This window comes from Paraburkholderia terricola, assembly GCF_003330825.1.
Taxonomy (GTDB): domain Bacteria; phylum Pseudomonadota; class Gammaproteobacteria; order Burkholderiales; family Burkholderiaceae; genus Paraburkholderia; species Paraburkholderia terricola.
Window position 1 is genome coordinate 2,388,826 of record NZ_CP024941.1, and the last position, 15,138, is coordinate 2,403,963.

A 15,138-nucleotide genomic window follows, 5' to 3' on the forward strand; every position below is an offset into this window, starting at 1 on the left:
GCTGCGAGCTGCCCCCGTTTTTCGATTTGCTCGCTGCTTCTTTGCTCGCTGAATCCGACGACTTGGGTATGCCGATTGGCGCCGACGTTTTAATTCCCTGTGTTTTAAGGATTCACATGACTTCGAGCAATACCTCCAGCAGCCCGTTGAACGCCATCGCCGATCAAGCCCTCGGTCTCGCCGACGCACCCGTGCAAGCCGCAGCCGCTGCTGCCGCTCCGGAAGCCGTCGCGGCTGTCGCGGCTGAGCCCACCGGCCCGACGTTCGCGTCGCTCGGTCTGTCCGCGGACGTCGTCTCCGCGCTGACCGCCGCTGGCTATCAGAACCCGACGCCGGTTCAGCAACGCGCCATCCCGGCCGCTATCGCCGGCCGCGACCTGATGGTCTCGAGCCCGACCGGTTCGGGCAAGACCGCCGCGTTCATGCTGCCCGCCATCGAGCGTTTCTCGCAACTGCAAAAGGCGCAAGCCAGCCAGCCGCGCGAACCGCGTCCGGCTGACGGCGCCCGCACGCGCCGTCCGCAACCGGTTGCCCGTCCGACCATGCTGGTGCTGACGCCGACTCGCGAACTGGCGATGCAGGTCACGACCGCCGCCGCCACGTACGGCAAGCACCTCAAGCGTCTGCGCACCGTCAGCATTCTGGGCGGCGTCGCTTACGGCCAACAGCTGATGCTGCTGGCGAAGAACCCGGAAATCCTGGTCGCCACGCCGGGCCGTCTGATCGACCACCTGGAGCGCGGCCGCATCGATCTGTCGCAACTGCAGATCCTCGTGCTCGACGAAGCCGACCGCATGCTCGACATGGGCTTCATCGAAGACATCGAAACGATCGTCGCGGCCACGCCGGCCACGCGTCAAACCATGTTGTTCTCGGCCACGCTCGACGGCAAGATCGGCTCGCTGACCGGCCGCCTGCTGAAAGATCCGGAGCGTATCGAGATCGTTCAGCGCCTCGAACAGCGCACCAACATCGCGCAAACCGTCCACTACGTGGATGACCGCGATCACAAGGATCGTCTGCTGGACCATCTGCTGCGCGACGCCGGCCTCGATCAGGCTATCGTCTTCACGGCAACCAAGATGGACGCCGACCAGTTGGCCGGCCGTCTGGCCGACGCCGGTTTCGAATCGGCCGCGCTGCACGGCGACCTGCCGCAAGGCGCACGCAACCGCACGATCCGCGCGCTGCGCGAGCGCCGGGTGCGCGTGCTGGTGGCCACGGACGTCGCCGCTCGCGGCATCGACATTCCGGGCATCACGCACGTGTTCAACTACGATCTGCCGAAGTTCGCTGAAGACTACGTGCACCGTATCGGCCGTACCGGTCGTGCGGGCCGCTCGGGTATCGCGGTGAGCCTCGTGCATCACGCGGAACAGGGCGCGTTGAAGCGCATCGAGCGCTTCGTGCGCACTCCGCTGGCGGTCAACGTCGTCGAGGGTTTCGAGCCGCGCAAGTCGGCTCCGTCGGGCACGGGTCGTCCTGGCTTTGGCGGCCGCGGCCGTCCGGGCGGCGGCAACGGCGGCGGCCGTCGCTTCGGTAGCGGCAGCGGCGCGGGCAAGCCGGCCGGCAACGGCGGCGGTGCACGCAGCGGTAGCGGCAACGGCGGCGGCTGGGCCGGCAAGTCGGCTGGCGGCGGTTCGCGTGAAGGCTACGGCGGTTCGCGTGACGGCGGCTTCGGCGCACGCCGCAGCGACGGCCCGCGCACGGCGCGTCGCGGCAGCTAACGGCATGAGGCCGGGCGCCTTCGGGCAACCGGCCATTGCATGGCTCGTGCGGAAAGCAGCACGAAAAAACCCGGACGGCCCCGCGCCTTCCGAGGAGTCAAAAGAAACCGGTGCTCAGGCGCCGGTTTTTTTTCGCCCGCGTTTCGGCGGTCGCCCGAATTTCACGATGTGGAAAATTTTTTTGCGTCGTAAAAAATCGTGCTGCAAAGCACAAGACAGGCTATTGCAAGATGGAAAAAGACGTTTCTTAATGCGGAACGATTCTCGCAAACCATTGATTTAAAACAAAAACAAATATTCCAAAAACACTTCACCGCGACTGTCGCGCGACCAGCGGTTTGCCTAGACTCTTATATAAGACTTCACGAAACGAAACGCCGGAAAGTCCCCGCCTCCGGCCAGCCGCTTCGAGAAGACAGAGTCACCCATCCATTACAGGCAACCAAGGAGCACACCATGTCCCGTGAAGAACAAGCCAGGCAACTTCAACAGCAATGGGCCACCGATCCGCGCTGGAAGGGCGTCAAGCGCACCTACACCGCTGAAGACGTGGTCCGCCTGCGCGGTTCGGTTCAAGTGGAGCACACGCTTGCCAAGCGCGGCGCGGAAAAGCTGTGGGAAAGCGTCAATAACGAGCCGTTCGTGAACTCGCTCGGCGCGCTGACCGGCAACCAGGCGATGCAGCAGGTCAAGGCGGGCCTGAAGGCAATTTATCTGTCGGGCTGGCAAGTGGCGGGCGACGCGAACGTCGCCGGCGAAATGTACCCGGACCAGTCGCTGTATCCGGCGAACTCGGTGCCGCTCGTCGTGAAGCGCATCAACAATACCTTGACGCGCGCCGACCAGATCCAGTGGTCGGAAGGCAAGAATCCGGGCGACGAAGGCTACATCGACTACTTCGCGCCGATCGTGGCCGACGCTGAAGCCGGTTTCGGCGGCGTGCTCAACGCCTTCGAACTGATGAAGGCGATGATCGAAGCAGGCGCCGCGGGCGTGCACTTCGAGGACCAGCTCGCGTCGGTCAAGAAATGCGGCCACATGGGCGGCAAGGTGCTCGTGCCGACCCGCGAGAACATCGCCAAGCTGACCGCCGCGCGGCTCGCCGCCGACGTCTCCGGCGTGCCGACCGTGCTGCTCGCGCGCACCGACGCGGAAGCCGCCGATCTGATCACCTCGGACGTCGATGAAAACGACAAGCCGTTCCTGACCGGCGAGCGCACGGTCGAGGGTTTCTACCGCACCAAGCCGGGTCTCGAACAGGCGATTTCGCGTGGCCTCGCCTACGCGCCGTTTGCCGACATGATCTGGTGCGAGACCGGCAAGCCCGACCTCGAATTCGCGAAGAAATTCGCCGACGCGATCCACAAGGAGTTTCCGGACCAGCTCCTGTCGTACAACTGCTCGCCGTCGTTCAACTGGAAGAAGAATCTCGACGACGCCACCATCGCCAAATTCCAGCGCGAGCTTGGCGCGATGGGCTACAAGTTCCAGTTCATCACGCTGGCCGGCTTCCACGCGCTGAATTACTCGATGTTCAACCTCGCGCACGGCTATGCCCGCAACCAGATGACCGCGTTCGTCGAAATGCAGCAGGCCGAATTCGCCGCGGCCGAAAAGGGCTTCACCGCGGTCAAGCATCAGCGCGAAGTCGGCACCGGCTACTTCGACGCCGTCACGCAAACGGTCGAACGCGATGCCTCGACCACCGCGCTGCACGGCTCGACCGAAGACGAGCAGTTCTTCGACAAGAAGGTCGCGTAATCGGACACCGCGTCTGATCGCGGCAACGGCAAGGCAAAGACGAAAAGCGGCCCCGTCAGAGGGCCGCCGTCAGGGAGAAAAAGCCACGAGGCGTGAACGGATCACGCCTCGTGACTGGAATCTGGGAACGTTGGGAAGAGCGGAGACCAAGCCGGCACGGCGCATCGTGCGGCGACCAGGGGCGCGCCGGCCTGGACGGCCGGCGCGTTTCCTTCAGGCCGCGGAAAGCGGACCTCGCCCAAGCCATTCAGCGATACACGATCACCGGAATCTTGGTATGCGTGAGCACCCGCTGTGTTTCGCTGCCGATCAGCAGACTGCCGAGTCCGCGACGCCCGTGCGACGCCATGAAAATCACGTCGCAGCGGCCCTGCTCGGCTGCCTCGATGATGCCGAGGTACGGCGCCGGGTGCACGCTGGTGCGGCTGTCGAACGCGACGCCGACCCGCCGCGCCGCCAGTTCCACCTCGCGCAAATGCGCCTGCGCTTCGCGCTCGCTGCGCTGCAGGAACTCGGACGGCGGCTCGACCACCACATCGGCGAAAGGCGAGTACGGATATTGCGGCAGACACGCGTAGGCCGTGATACGCGCGCCGACCGCCTGCGCGAGATCGATCGCGCCGTCGATCGCCTTGCGTGACAGGTCGGAACCATCGGTCGGAACCAGGATGTGCCTGAACATGATGCCCTCCGTCGCCGGCTGCGCGCAGCGCGGCGTCAGCGCCAAACGAAGCGCGGCAGACGAACCGCTTCAATCGATTGTAGTGCGCGGAAACGCACATACGCGTTGGGTTCAGGGTCTGTTCGCATATCGGAAACCCCTGCGCGGGTATGCGAGGTGCGCGACACGCCGCCCGGCGTCAGCCCCAGTAATCGGGATGGCCGTATGTATGCTTGAGAAAATCCAGAAACAGCCGGACCCGCAGCGGCAGATGGCGACGCTGCGGAAACACCGCGTGGATGCCGATCGGCGGTGCGGCGAATTCGTCGAGCACGCTCACGAGGCGCCCGGCGGCGATGTCCGTGCCGACCTCCCACCACGAACGCCACGCGAGCCCATGGCCTTCGAGGCACCAGTCGTGCAGCACCGCGCCGTCCGAGCATTCCATCGTGCCGGACACCTTGATCGACACCACCTTGTCGCCCTGCTGGAACATCCAGCCGCGCTGCTGATTGGCGCTCGCGCCGAGCGCGAGACAGTTGTGATGCGCGAGATCGGCCAGTGTGTGCGGCGCGCCGCGCCGGCTCAGATACGACGGCGAAGCCACACAGACGCGGCGGTTTTCACCCAACTTGAGCGACACCAGCGACGAATCCGGCAATTCGCCCAGACGCACCGCGCAATCGAAACCCTCGTTGACGAGATCCACCAGCCGGTCGGAGAGATCGAGCGTGATCGAGACGTCGGGATGCGCGACGGTGAAAGCCGGCACCAGCGGCGCCACGTGCTTGCGCCCGAACCCGGCCGGCGCCGACAGCCGCAAATGGCCGCTCGCCTTCACCCCGCCCGCCGACACGCTCGCCTCGGCGTTCTGCATATCGTGAATGATGCGCTGGCAGTCCTCGAGAAAGGCGGAGCCTTCGAAGGTCAGCGTGATCTTGCGGGTGGTGCGCACCAGCAATTTGACGCCGAGGCGCTCTTCGAGCGCGTCGATGCGGCGGCCGATGATCGCCGGCGCGACGCCTTCGGCCGACGCCGCGGCGGAGAGGCTGCCCTTGGCCGCGACGGCGGCGAAGGTTTCGATCTGCTTGAAACGGTCCATGAGGGCTTGGCGCAGCGGCGGAAAGTGGTCGGTGCGCGTCAGATTAGGTGGGTGAAAGTAAAAGATCAAGTGATATTCAGCCTCTTTCTTAGCGCGGAGCATCACTAATACAATCCGTCTCGACCTCTGACAGGAGTGCACGGCAATGTCGGCCACAACGACACTCTCCCCTAAAGCAGTGATGTTCGACGCCTACGGCACGCTTTTCGACGTGCATTCGGTGATCGCCGCCGCGGAGCAACTATTCCCCGGCCACGGCGACGCGCTTTCGCAGTTGTGGCGACAAAAGCAGATCGAATACACGCAGTTGCGCACGCTGGCCGCTCCGGCCGACGCACCCGGTGCGCACTACCGGCCGTTCTGGGACATCACGCTCGATGCGTTGCGCTTTTCCGCGCGCAAGCTTCAGCTCACGCTGGGGCGCGCGGCCGAAAAGCGTCTGATGGACGAATACGCGTGCCTGTCCGCCTTCCCCGATGCGATGCCCGCGTTGCGTCAGTTGCGCGAGGCTTCGGCATCCCTATCGCCGCCGACCCCGGGCGCGCAAGCCGGCTCACGCGCCGGGCTCGCGATCCTTTCGAACGGCAACCCGCAAATGCTCGACATCGCGTTGAAGAGCGCCGGCATGACGGGCTTGTTCGATCACGTTCTTTCCGTCGACGCCGTGCGCGCCTACAAACCCTCGCCCGCCGCTTATGGCCTTGCCACGCAAGCGTTCGGCGCGCAGCCGCGCGAGATCGTCTTCGTATCGTCGAACGGGTGGGACGTGGCGGGCGCGGCGTGGTTCGGCTTCACCGCTTTCTGGCTCAACCGCCAGAATGCGCCCGCTGAGGAGTTGGGCGTCACGCCGCATGGCGTCGGCGCGGGCATGAACGATCTGCTCGCTTTTCTGGCGACGCTCGCGCCGCCCGCTCGCACGAGCGGCAGTGGCAACCCCGGCAACCGCACGCGCCACGGCCCTGGCGCATGACGGGCGCCACCCGGACCCACGACACCCGCATTTCAAACGCACGCAACCGCATCTGAACATCCGCATTTTTGCAATCTGACCGACCAAGGAGAAATCATGGCGAATCCGCTGTCATCGTTGTCGCTGCCCCAGGGCATGGAAATCACGGCTGAAATCAAGCCGGGCTATGAAGCGATTCTCACGCGCGAGGCGCTCGAACTCGTCGCCGCGCTGCATCGCACGTTCGAACCGCGCCGCCAGCAGTTGTTGCAGGCGCGCGCGGAGCGCACGAAGCGGCTCGACGCCGGCGAGCGTCCCGACTTCCTCGCCGAAACCCGAAGCGTGCGCGACGGCGACTGGACCATCGCGCCGCTGCCGCAAGACCTGCAATGCCGGCGCGTGGAAATCACCGGGCCGGTGGAGCGCAAGATGATCATCAACGCGCTGAACTCGGGCGCCGATTCATACATGACCGATTTCGAGGATTCAAATGCGCCGAGCTGGGACAACCAGATCACCGGTCACATCAATCTGCGGGATGCGGTGCGCCGCACGATCTCGCTCGAACAGAACGGCAAGTCATACAGGCTGAACGACAAGGTCGCCACGTTGATCGTGCGTCCGCGCGGCTGGCATCTGGACGAGAAGCACGTGAAGGTGGACGGCAAGCGCGTATCGGGCGGCATCTTCGATTTCGCGCTGTTCATGGTGCACAACGCGAAGGAACTGATCGCGCGCGGCTCGGGCCCCTACTTCTATCTGCCGAAGATGGAAAGCCATCTGGAAGCGCGTCTGTGGAACGACATCTTCGTCGCGGCGCAGGAAGCGGTCGGCGTGCCGCGCGGCACGATCCGCGCGACCGTGCTGATCGAAACGATCCTCGCCGCGTTCGAAATGGACGAGATCCTGTATGAACTGCGTGAGCATAGCTCGGGGCTGAACGCCGGGCGCTGGGACTACATCTTCTCGGCGATCAAGAAGTTCAGAAGCGACAAGGACTTCTGCCTCGCCGACCGCTCGCGGATCACGATGACCGCGCCGTTCATGCGCGCGTATGCGCTGCTGTTGCTGAAGACCTGCCATCGCCGCAATGCGCCGGCCATCGGCGGCATGAGCGCGCTGATCCCGATCAAGAACGATCCGGCGGCGAACGACAAGGCCATGGCCGGCGTGCGCTCCGACAAGGCGCGCGATGCCGGCGACGGTTACGACGGCGGCTGGGTCGCGCATCCGGGTCTCGTGCCGATCGCGATGGAGGAATTCGTCAAGGTGCTCGGCGACAAGCCCAATCAGATCGGCAAGCAACGCGACGACGTGCTCGTCACGGCGACCGACCTGATGGACTTCCGTCCCGAAGCGCCGATCACCGAAGGCGGTCTGCGCAACAACATCAATGTCGGCATTCACTACCTGGGCTCGTGGCTCGCGGGCAATGGCTGCGTGCCGATTCACAATCTGATGGAAGATGCCGCCACCGCGGAAATCTCGCGCTCGCAGGTATGGCAATGGATTCGCTCGCCGAAGGGCAAGCTCGACGACGGCCGCAAGGTGACGGTCGAACTGGTGCGTGAGCTGTCGGCTGAGGAGCTCGACAACGTGAAGCAGGCGGTGGGCGGCGACACGAAGCCCTACGAACGCGCCGCGCAGATCTTCGAGCAGATGTCGACGTCGGAACAGTTCACCGACTTCCTGACGCTGCCGCTGTACGAGGAAATTTGAGGCGGTTCTCGAACTTCGGCAGTAAGCCCGCTTTCGCCATCGCGTACGACATGAAAGCGGCTTGAGCCGCAAGACCGACCCGCCGACGGCCCGACAGGCGCATGCCTGTCGGGCCGTTTTTTAACTTGCCATGCACGCGTCGTGCGCCCGCGCTATCGCGTGTTGCGGTACTCGACCCAATCACCCGATCTGATTTCGGGAAGCCCCTTCACGGCACCGGGCGCGACCGGGTAGAAGCGGCAGTTCACCACGTTGCCGTCCACTTTCACCATCACGTCGCGCGCGACGAAACGCTCTTCCACACCGGGATAGACCGCTTCGATTTCGTCGAGCACGGCGATGAGCTCATCGTCGATTTCGTAGACGTCGCCCTTGACCTCCACGCCCGCTTCGTCGACGACGAGGCCGGGATACAAACCAAAGTCGAACAGATGGCCGCGGACCGTGGCGCTGCCGAGCAGATTCGGCTCGGCAATGTCGTTACGCGCGGCGGCGGCGCGGATGTCGTTCACTTCACCGGCCCGCAACGTGCCGTATACGAAGACAGTCTGCATCGTCGTGTGCTCTCCTTGAATGGTGTTCGGGTGGTTTGCGTTGGGCGGCGACCCATGCAATCGGCACATTATGCAACGGCGGGCCGCGAGCAACACCTACAATGAGAAGCTCGCACGGTTCCGGGTTTTCATGCGCTCACGCTTCGATGGGTGTCGCGCTTGCTGGTTTCGCGCTTCTTGAGTTTCGTCATCTGGATCGATCTTTGTCATGACTTCGTCCGCCGACTCCGGTCCGTCGAGCCTCGTGCACTTCGCCGACATTCCGCCCGAATTCCAGCCGACGCCAACGCATCCGATCCGCGTGCGCTCGCGGCTGATGCCCGCGGGCTCGCGCTTCGCGCGTCATACGCATGCGTGGGCGCAGGTGGCCTATGCGTCGCGCGGCGTGCTGCGGGTCGCGACGACCGGCACGACATGGATGGTGCCGCCCTCGCGGGCCATCTGGGTGCCGCCGCACGTGACCCATGAAGTCGTCGCCGTCGAAGACGCCTTCTTGCGCACGCTCTACATCACCGACAGCACGGTGCCGGCCGGGCTCGACACGCCGCGCGTGGTGGAAGTGTCGAATCTGCTGCGTGAAGTGATTGCCGCGCTCGACGCGCCCGATATTTCAGCAACGCGCGAGCAGTTGCTCGGCGCCCTTGCTCTGGACGAGCTAACGCGTTCGGAGCCGCTGCCGCTTTCCGTGCCGATGCCCAACGAAAAGCGTCTGCGTGCGCTGTGCGAGGCGGTGATCGCAGACCCGACTCATGGCGAATCGCTCGAGTATTGGGCGTCCAGCGTGGGCGCGAGTACGCGCACGATTGCGCGGCTGTTTCGCCAGGAACTCGGCGTGAGCTTTTCGCAGTGGCGTCAGCAGGCGATCCTGGCGCGGGCGATTCCGCTGCTGAGCCAGGGGCGGCCGCTCTCGCATGTCGCGCTGGAGTTGGGCTACCAAAGCCAGAGCGCGTTTTCGGCGATGTTCCGGCGCGCGTTCGGCGCGAGTCCGCGCGCGTTCATCGAGCGTGGCTCGGAACATCGCTTGAAAAATGGCGAGCACGACGAAGCGGAAGAAGACGACGAGGCCGCGCAAGACCGCCCGGATGCGTCAAACGGTTTCGGCCGCTGAGCACAGGCGTCGAATCGTCTGCCTTAAACCCGCCGCGCCAGATGACGGATGGCGCCGAGTTGCGCGAGACGCGGCCCGGTCAGCTTGTAGCCCTTGCGCTGATAGAGCCGCGCAGCGGGATTGTCGACGAACACGCGCAACTGCAACTCGCGCAAGCCTCGCTCGCGCGCCCATTGATGCGACATATCGAGCAGATAGGTGCCGGCACCGAGCCGCCGATGCCCTTCGGCGATCTGCACGTCGCGGATATGCAGCGAATCGCCTTCTTGCGTGATGCGCAGCACGCCGATCGGCGTACCGTCCACTTCGAGAATGAAATTCTCCGATTCGCGCCAACTGCCCAGAAACAGATCGCCACGCCAGACAAGATGATGCCGGCGATAGTAGCCGCCCATGTTGTTGCGCGTCAGCGCCTCGGCGAACTCGAAATCGTCCATGCTGGCCTGGCGCAAATGAAACGGCGACGGAGCTTCGGTGGGATCGAACATGGCGGAACGACGAAGAGGAGTCGGGTCAACGGTAAAACAGGCCGCGCGCGCTGGCAATGGCTGTTTGTCCCGAGCATACCCAGGCCAGGCAGCGGAAATAAAAAAAGCCCACTTCTTGCGAAGTGGGCTTTCCTGAATCTGGCGGAGCGGACGGGACTCGAACCCGCGACCCCCGGCGTGACAGGCCGGTATTCTAACCAACTGAACTACCGCTCCAGATTTCCGCACCGTTCAGATTTTCAACCGAACGACGCCGATGACTTGGCGTCCCCTAGGGGATTCGAACCCCTGTACTCACCGTGAAAGGGTGATGTCCTAGGCCTCTAGACGAAGGGGACAACGTACTGCTTACACCTTTAATGAAAAAGCCCGTTCAAGTTTGCATGAACGGGCTTTGTCTGGCGGAGTGGACGGGACTCGAACCCGCGACCCCCGGCGTGACAGGCCGGTATTCTAACCGACTGAACTACCACTCCAGTCTTTACACCCTAGCTTGCGAGCGTCGGTTATTTCTCTGCAAGCCGCATTGCTTTACTGTTACTTCGAACACTAAAGCGACGCTGATGTTTGGCGTCCCCTAGGGGATTCGAACCCCTGTACTCACCGTGAAAGGGTGATGTCCTAGGCCTCTAGACGAAGGGGACATAATCTTTTCAAATCATGTCTGACTCGCTGCCAACTCACGATAACTTGCTAGTTATTCGTTTCATCAACTGCGAAGTCCGCTATTTTAACTACGTCGCAACTGTTTGTGAAGTCTTTTTTGCTACAAGTTCCAAGCTTCAGAACGACTTCACCTGGCTACCCGGCTTCAGCATATCTGGCTCATAAAACAGCTTCTTGAACCTGCGCCGAAGCGCCCAGCAGCGAAGAACGAAATTATACGCACGCCTCTTCGCAGCGCGCAAGAATTTTCTGTCACTGCGCTGCCTCGCTGCGTTGCCATTGCAACAGCGCGGCGGCGGCGCGAACGATATCGTCTATGACGGGCGCGCAGGCCCGCTGCCCTTGCGAATTCCCGCTTGCCGCGGATCCGAATCGCGTCGGCCTGGCTCATCGGCTGCGACGTTCTCGCGACGCAGTTGCGCATTGGGACTCGATGTGCGCGCCTTGCCGCGATCGGGCTCCGCCTCGGTGTTGGTGCCGGTCTTGCCGTTGCTTCTGTTGGCGACTTCGCCGGTCCGATCAAGCTCGTCGTCGAGATCGTCGCTGTCCAGATCGTCGTCGGGGTTCATCGCTCGGCCTCCGTCAGATCATGTGCCAACACATAGGTCAGCAACGCGCGGGCCCGCTAGTTTCGACTACCCCGACGCCAACATCTTTCAGTCCGGCTTGCGCGCCACGACAGTCGGAAACATGCGGGCACGATCGTCGACGAAGGTGATGTCGGTGAAGCCCGCGCGCTCGAGTTGCTCGCGCGTTTGCGCGTGGGTACGGAAAGCACTCCACTTCGCCTCGATCACCCGCACGAACAGCACATGCTGAAGCGCGAGCGCAGCCGTGGACACCGCGCTCATATCCCACGACGATTCGGGCGACAGCATCGGCGGCGGCGTCAGAAAGCTCGTCACCAATTGCCCGCCCGGTTTCAACGCATCGAGGAACTTGCGATAGAGCGCGACCACGCGCTCATCGTCGGGCTCGTAGATATTGAGGCCGTTGCTCGTCAGCACGTCCGCCTCGGCATTCAGATCCATCGCCCATGCGTCGGCCTGGCGAAGCGACAGCCGCTCAGTCAACCCACGCTCGGCCGCGAGCGCACGCGCGCCGTCCAGAGCCCGCTGATCGAGATCGACGCCGACCAGCCTGACATCGGCACACGCGGTGTAATCGAGCAGCAGCAAATCGCCCATCAATCCGCACGGCACCGATGCAAGCACGAAACCGGGCTTGAGCCGCGCCTGCACTTCGCGACGAAACAGCCCGAAGCGCTCGCGCGTGGCAAGCACGGCCGGCATCTCCTCGAAGACCCGATATTCGAGTTCGGACACCGCGCCACGCTGCAAGGCGCCCGGCTCATAGGTCACGAGGCGGTGCGTCCAGTACGCATCGAGTCCGCGATTGGCGAGCAGGAAGCGGCCAAGCTCGAACGCGGACAACTGGTCGACGAGCGCGACCTGCTGCTCGATCGTCGCGCCGGGAAGATCGGCGCCGGCGCGCAGCCGCGCTTTCGCGGTCTCGACGGTGTGTTCGTGCGAGAGGTCGGGACGGCTATCGTGCGAAACATGCGAAATCAGTCGATCGGAATCATTCATCAGGAATGTCGATGGGTTGGTGAAATGGAAGCGTGATCATAGCCCGCTTATCCAGCTCGGACCACCGCGTAACGCCACGTTCCCGATCCCAAGAAGCCTTCTCGAAGCGAGCGCGGCAGCGGCGCGCGCAAGCCACCGCCACGCCGCCGCCCCGCCCTGCCGACGAATCGCTACGTGCGCGCCAAAGCCTGCGCCACCAACCGCTGCTGCTCCTGCAAATGCGCCTGCATCGACGAATGCGCGCCCGATGCCGTCGCCTTCCTGCACACATTGCCGAGCCGGCAACGCGCCGGCATCGCTTCGTCGATCTCGTCCCGCACGAAGTGCCACGCGCCGTGGTTCTTTTCCTCTTCCTGGGCCCAGACCACTTCCGCGACGTTCGGGAATCCGGCCAGCGCATCCGCGAGTTCCCGCGTCGGGAACGGATACAACTGTTCGATGCGGATCAGCGCCGTGCGCGTATCGCCGGACGCGTCGCGCGCGGACTGCAAGTCGTAAAAGAACTTGCCGCTGCACAGTACGACGCGGCTCACCGCATCCGCCGACGCGATCCCGGCATCGCGCAGCAACGGCGCGAACGAGCCGCCGATCAATTCGTCCAGCGCGGCGTGCGAACGCGGATTGCCGTGCAGTTGCCCTTTCGGCGACATCACGACGAGCGGTTTGGGATCGTCGCTCAGCGCCTGCTCGCGCAGCATGTGAAACCACTGCGACGACGTGGAAGGCATCACGACCTTCATGTTGCCGTCGGCGCACAGTTGCAGGAAACGCCCGAGGTAGGCGCTCGAATGCTCGGGGCCGAAGCCTTCGTGACCGTGCGGCAAGAGCAGCGTCAGCGCGGACGGATAGCCCCATTTGTCATGGCCCGCCGCGATGTACTGATCGATGAAGACCTGCGCGCCGTTCACGAAGTCGCCGAACTGCGCTTCCCAGATCGTGAGCCGTGTCGTCGACTGCACGCTGTAGCCGTATTCGAAGCCGAGCACGGCTTCCTCGGTGAGCGGCGAGTTGACGATGTCGAAGTCCCCTTGATGCGCCCCGATGTTTTGCAGCGGCACGTAGCGCTCGCCCGGATCCGCCGTGTCGGTCTGCGAATGCCATACGGCATGCCGATGCATGAACGTGCCGCGGCCGACGTCCATGCCCGAAATCCGCACGCTGCCGCCGTCGTCGAGCAGGCTCGCATAGGCGAGATTCTCGGCGAAACACCAGTCGACCGTTTGGCGTTCGTCGGCCACCGCCGCCTGCCATTTCGCGATCAGGCCGCGGACGAAATCGTGCACCTGCAAGCCGGCCGGCGTGCGCGTCAGCGCCGCCGTGAGCGACTGCAAGCGCGCGAGCGACAACGGCCGGCCGGGTCTTGCCGTGACCGCGCGGTGTGGCGTCGGCGTCGGCGTCACGGCACGCGTTTGCAGATGCTTCAGCGCCTGGGCGCGCAACTCCGCAAGCGGTGTCTCGTCCGCGAGCGCCGCGTGATACATCTCAGTGACCGTCGGGTGCGAGGCGATCGTCGCTTGCTGAAACGGCTGCGTGATGGCGGGCACGTCATGCTCCGAGTGACCGAGACGCCGGTAGCCGATCAGATCGATGACGACATCCGCACCGTATTTCATCCGGTATTCGAAGGCGATTTTCGCGGCCCGCACGACCGCGTCGGGGTGGTCCGCGTTGACGCGGATCACGGGCGCGTCGATCATCCGCGCGATGTCGGTGCAGTACGCATTCGCTTCGACATCCATCCGGTTCGGCGTCGTGAAGCCGATCTGATTGTTCACGATCACGTGGATCGTGCCGCCCAGCGCATAGCCCTCCTTGCGCGTGAGGTTGAGCGTCTCCATCACGATGCCCTGGCCGGCGAACGCCGCGTCGCCGTGCATGACGAGAGGCAGGCAGCGGATGTCGGGATGCTCGTCCTGGTAAGCGCGCGCCATGCCGCTGACCACGGGATGAACGCTCTGCAGATGCGAGGGATTGTGCGCAAGCACGAGCGCCACGTCGCCGTCCGGCGTCTCCTTCACCACCGCGCCGCCGAAGTGATACGGCAGGTCGCGCTGAAGCGCCGAGAACTGCGATTGCTGGTCGAGGCAGTCCACGATTTGCGCGGGATCGAAACCCATCACGTTGACGAGCATGTTCAGCCGGCCGCGATGCGGCATGCCGGCGAAAATCTGCCGCACGCCATGCTGGCCGGCCTGCTCGACGATGGCTTCGATGAGCGGTATCAGGCTCTCGCAACCTTCCAGCGAAAAACGCTTCGCATGCTCGAAACGCGCGGCGACGTGGCGCTCCCACATTTCCGCGGCCAGCAGGCGCTGCAACACCGTGTGCCGCTGATCGTGGCCCGGCAGCGGCGCGAGTTGCGCGGACTTCAGGCGCGCGCATAGCCAGGCGCGCCGCGCCTCCTCGCGGATGCCCGTCACGTCGAGCCCGATCGCCCCGCAGTAGACGTGCCGCAGTTGCCGTTCCAGTTCGTGCACAGTGGCCGACGGCGGCAGCAATGCGTTATCGGCGGCGATCTGCTGCGTCGGCTCGAGGCCGTGAAACTGCGGCTGCAACTGCGGCACCTCGGGCAGCGGCGTCAGACGCAGCGGGTCGAGCTGCGCCTGACGATGACCATGCAGGCGGTACGCCTCGATGAAATGCTTGATCCGCAGGGAGCCCGCTGTCGTCGGCGCATGGGCCGCCGGCTCGAGAGGTGCGCTAAAGGGCTGGCGAGAAAGGGTAATCGGCTCGGAGTAGGCGTGTGACATGTTGATTAGGCATCCGGGGAGAAACCGTCGATCGGATCTCGCAGTCCGCATTCCGATGCGCGAG

At 64.1% G+C, this 15,138-nt stretch carries 12 protein-coding genes and 4 tRNA genes; 5 read left to right on the forward strand and 11 right to left on the reverse strand.

The window, feature by feature from the left end:
* Positions 1–116: 116 nt before the first annotated feature.
* Together CUJ90_RS10655 and aceA are read left to right on the forward strand one after the other, a co-directional pair.
* Positions 117–1,727 carry a DEAD/DEAH box helicase gene (locus tag CUJ90_RS10655; RefSeq protein WP_073427955.1) on the forward strand — a complete coding sequence of 537 codons (1,611 nt, stop codon included), beginning with the start codon at positions 117–119 and terminating at the stop codon, positions 1,725–1,727.
* 456 nt (positions 1,728–2,183) lie between these two features.
* Positions 2,184–3,488: an isocitrate lyase gene (gene aceA, locus CUJ90_RS10660; protein WP_083083867.1), complete on the forward strand. Its 1,305-nt coding sequence runs from the start codon at positions 2,184–2,186 to the stop codon at positions 3,486–3,488.
* A 247-nt stretch (positions 3,489–3,735) separates the two neighbouring features.
* On the opposite strand, the gene CUJ90_RS10665 is transcribed toward aceA, so the two are convergent.
* Both CUJ90_RS10665 and CUJ90_RS10670 read right to left on the reverse strand, forming a co-directional pair.
* The gene (locus CUJ90_RS10665) at positions 3,736–4,170 is read right to left on the reverse strand and encodes a universal stress protein (RefSeq protein WP_073428103.1); all 435 of its coding nucleotides are present in this window, start codon (positions 4,168–4,170) and stop codon (positions 3,736–3,738) included.
* A 178-nt stretch (positions 4,171–4,348) separates the two neighbouring features.
* Positions 4,349–5,251, reverse strand: a complete 903-nt coding sequence (locus CUJ90_RS10670) for a LysR family transcriptional regulator (protein ID WP_073427953.1) — start codon at positions 5,249–5,251, stop codon at positions 4,349–4,351.
* 145 nt (positions 5,252–5,396) lie between these two features.
* Between CUJ90_RS10670 and CUJ90_RS10675 the strand changes: the two genes are divergently transcribed.
* Positions 5,397–6,221: a haloacid dehalogenase type II gene (locus CUJ90_RS10675; RefSeq protein ID WP_114162664.1), complete on the forward strand. Its 825-nt coding sequence runs from the start codon at positions 5,397–5,399 to the stop codon at positions 6,219–6,221.
* A gap of 96 nt (positions 6,222–6,317) precedes the next feature.
* Positions 6,318–7,919 carry a malate synthase A gene (gene aceB, locus CUJ90_RS10680; protein ID WP_114162665.1) on the forward strand — a complete coding sequence of 534 codons (1,602 nt, stop codon included), beginning with the start codon at positions 6,318–6,320 and terminating at the stop codon, positions 7,917–7,919.
* A 152-nt stretch (positions 7,920–8,071) separates the two neighbouring features.
* Here aceB and CUJ90_RS10685 read toward each other — a convergent pair whose 3' ends face one another.
* Positions 8,072–8,473 carry a gamma-glutamylcyclotransferase family protein gene (locus tag CUJ90_RS10685; RefSeq protein ID WP_114162666.1) on the reverse strand — a complete coding sequence of 134 codons (402 nt, stop codon included), beginning with the start codon at positions 8,471–8,473 and terminating at the stop codon, positions 8,072–8,074.
* A gap of 208 nt (positions 8,474–8,681) precedes the next feature.
* Here CUJ90_RS10685 and CUJ90_RS10690 point away from each other — a divergent pair, with 208 nt between their 5' ends.
* Positions 8,682–9,581 carry an AraC family transcriptional regulator gene (locus CUJ90_RS10690; RefSeq protein WP_114162667.1) on the forward strand — a complete coding sequence of 300 codons (900 nt, stop codon included), beginning with the start codon at positions 8,682–8,684 and terminating at the stop codon, positions 9,579–9,581.
* Between the two features lie 23 nt (positions 9,582–9,604).
* Here CUJ90_RS10690 and CUJ90_RS10695 read toward each other — a convergent pair whose 3' ends face one another.
* From CUJ90_RS10695 to CUJ90_RS10730, 8 genes are all read right to left on the reverse strand, one after another.
* Positions 9,605–10,069 (reverse strand): GNAT family N-acetyltransferase, encoded by a 465-nt coding sequence (locus CUJ90_RS10695; RefSeq protein WP_083083871.1) that lies wholly within the window; start codon positions 10,067–10,069, stop codon positions 9,605–9,607.
* Positions 10,070–10,208: 139 nt separating this feature from the next.
* Positions 10,209–10,285, reverse strand: a tRNA-Asp gene (locus CUJ90_RS10700).
* A 46-nt stretch (positions 10,286–10,331) separates the two neighbouring features.
* Positions 10,332–10,407 (reverse strand) — tRNA-Glu (locus CUJ90_RS10705).
* Between the two features lie 61 nt (positions 10,408–10,468).
* Positions 10,469–10,545, reverse strand: a tRNA-Asp gene (locus CUJ90_RS10710).
* 92 nt (positions 10,546–10,637) lie between these two features.
* Positions 10,638–10,713 (reverse strand) — tRNA-Glu (locus CUJ90_RS10715).
* 336 nt (positions 10,714–11,049) lie between these two features.
* A complete protein-coding gene (locus CUJ90_RS10720; protein ID WP_114162668.1) occupies positions 11,050–11,304 on the reverse strand; it encodes a hypothetical protein in 255 nt (84 codons plus the stop codon).
* A gap of 87 nt (positions 11,305–11,391) precedes the next feature.
* Positions 11,392–12,324, reverse strand: coding sequence for an SAM-dependent methyltransferase (locus CUJ90_RS10725; RefSeq protein WP_114162669.1), 933 nt, complete (start codon positions 12,322–12,324; stop codon positions 11,392–11,394).
* Positions 12,325–12,494: 170 nt separating this feature from the next.
* Entirely contained in the window at positions 12,495–15,074 is a 2,580-nt protein-coding gene (locus CUJ90_RS10730) for a 2-oxoglutarate dehydrogenase E1 component (protein WP_114162670.1), read from the reverse strand.
* Between the last annotated feature and the right edge of the window lie 64 nt (positions 15,075–15,138).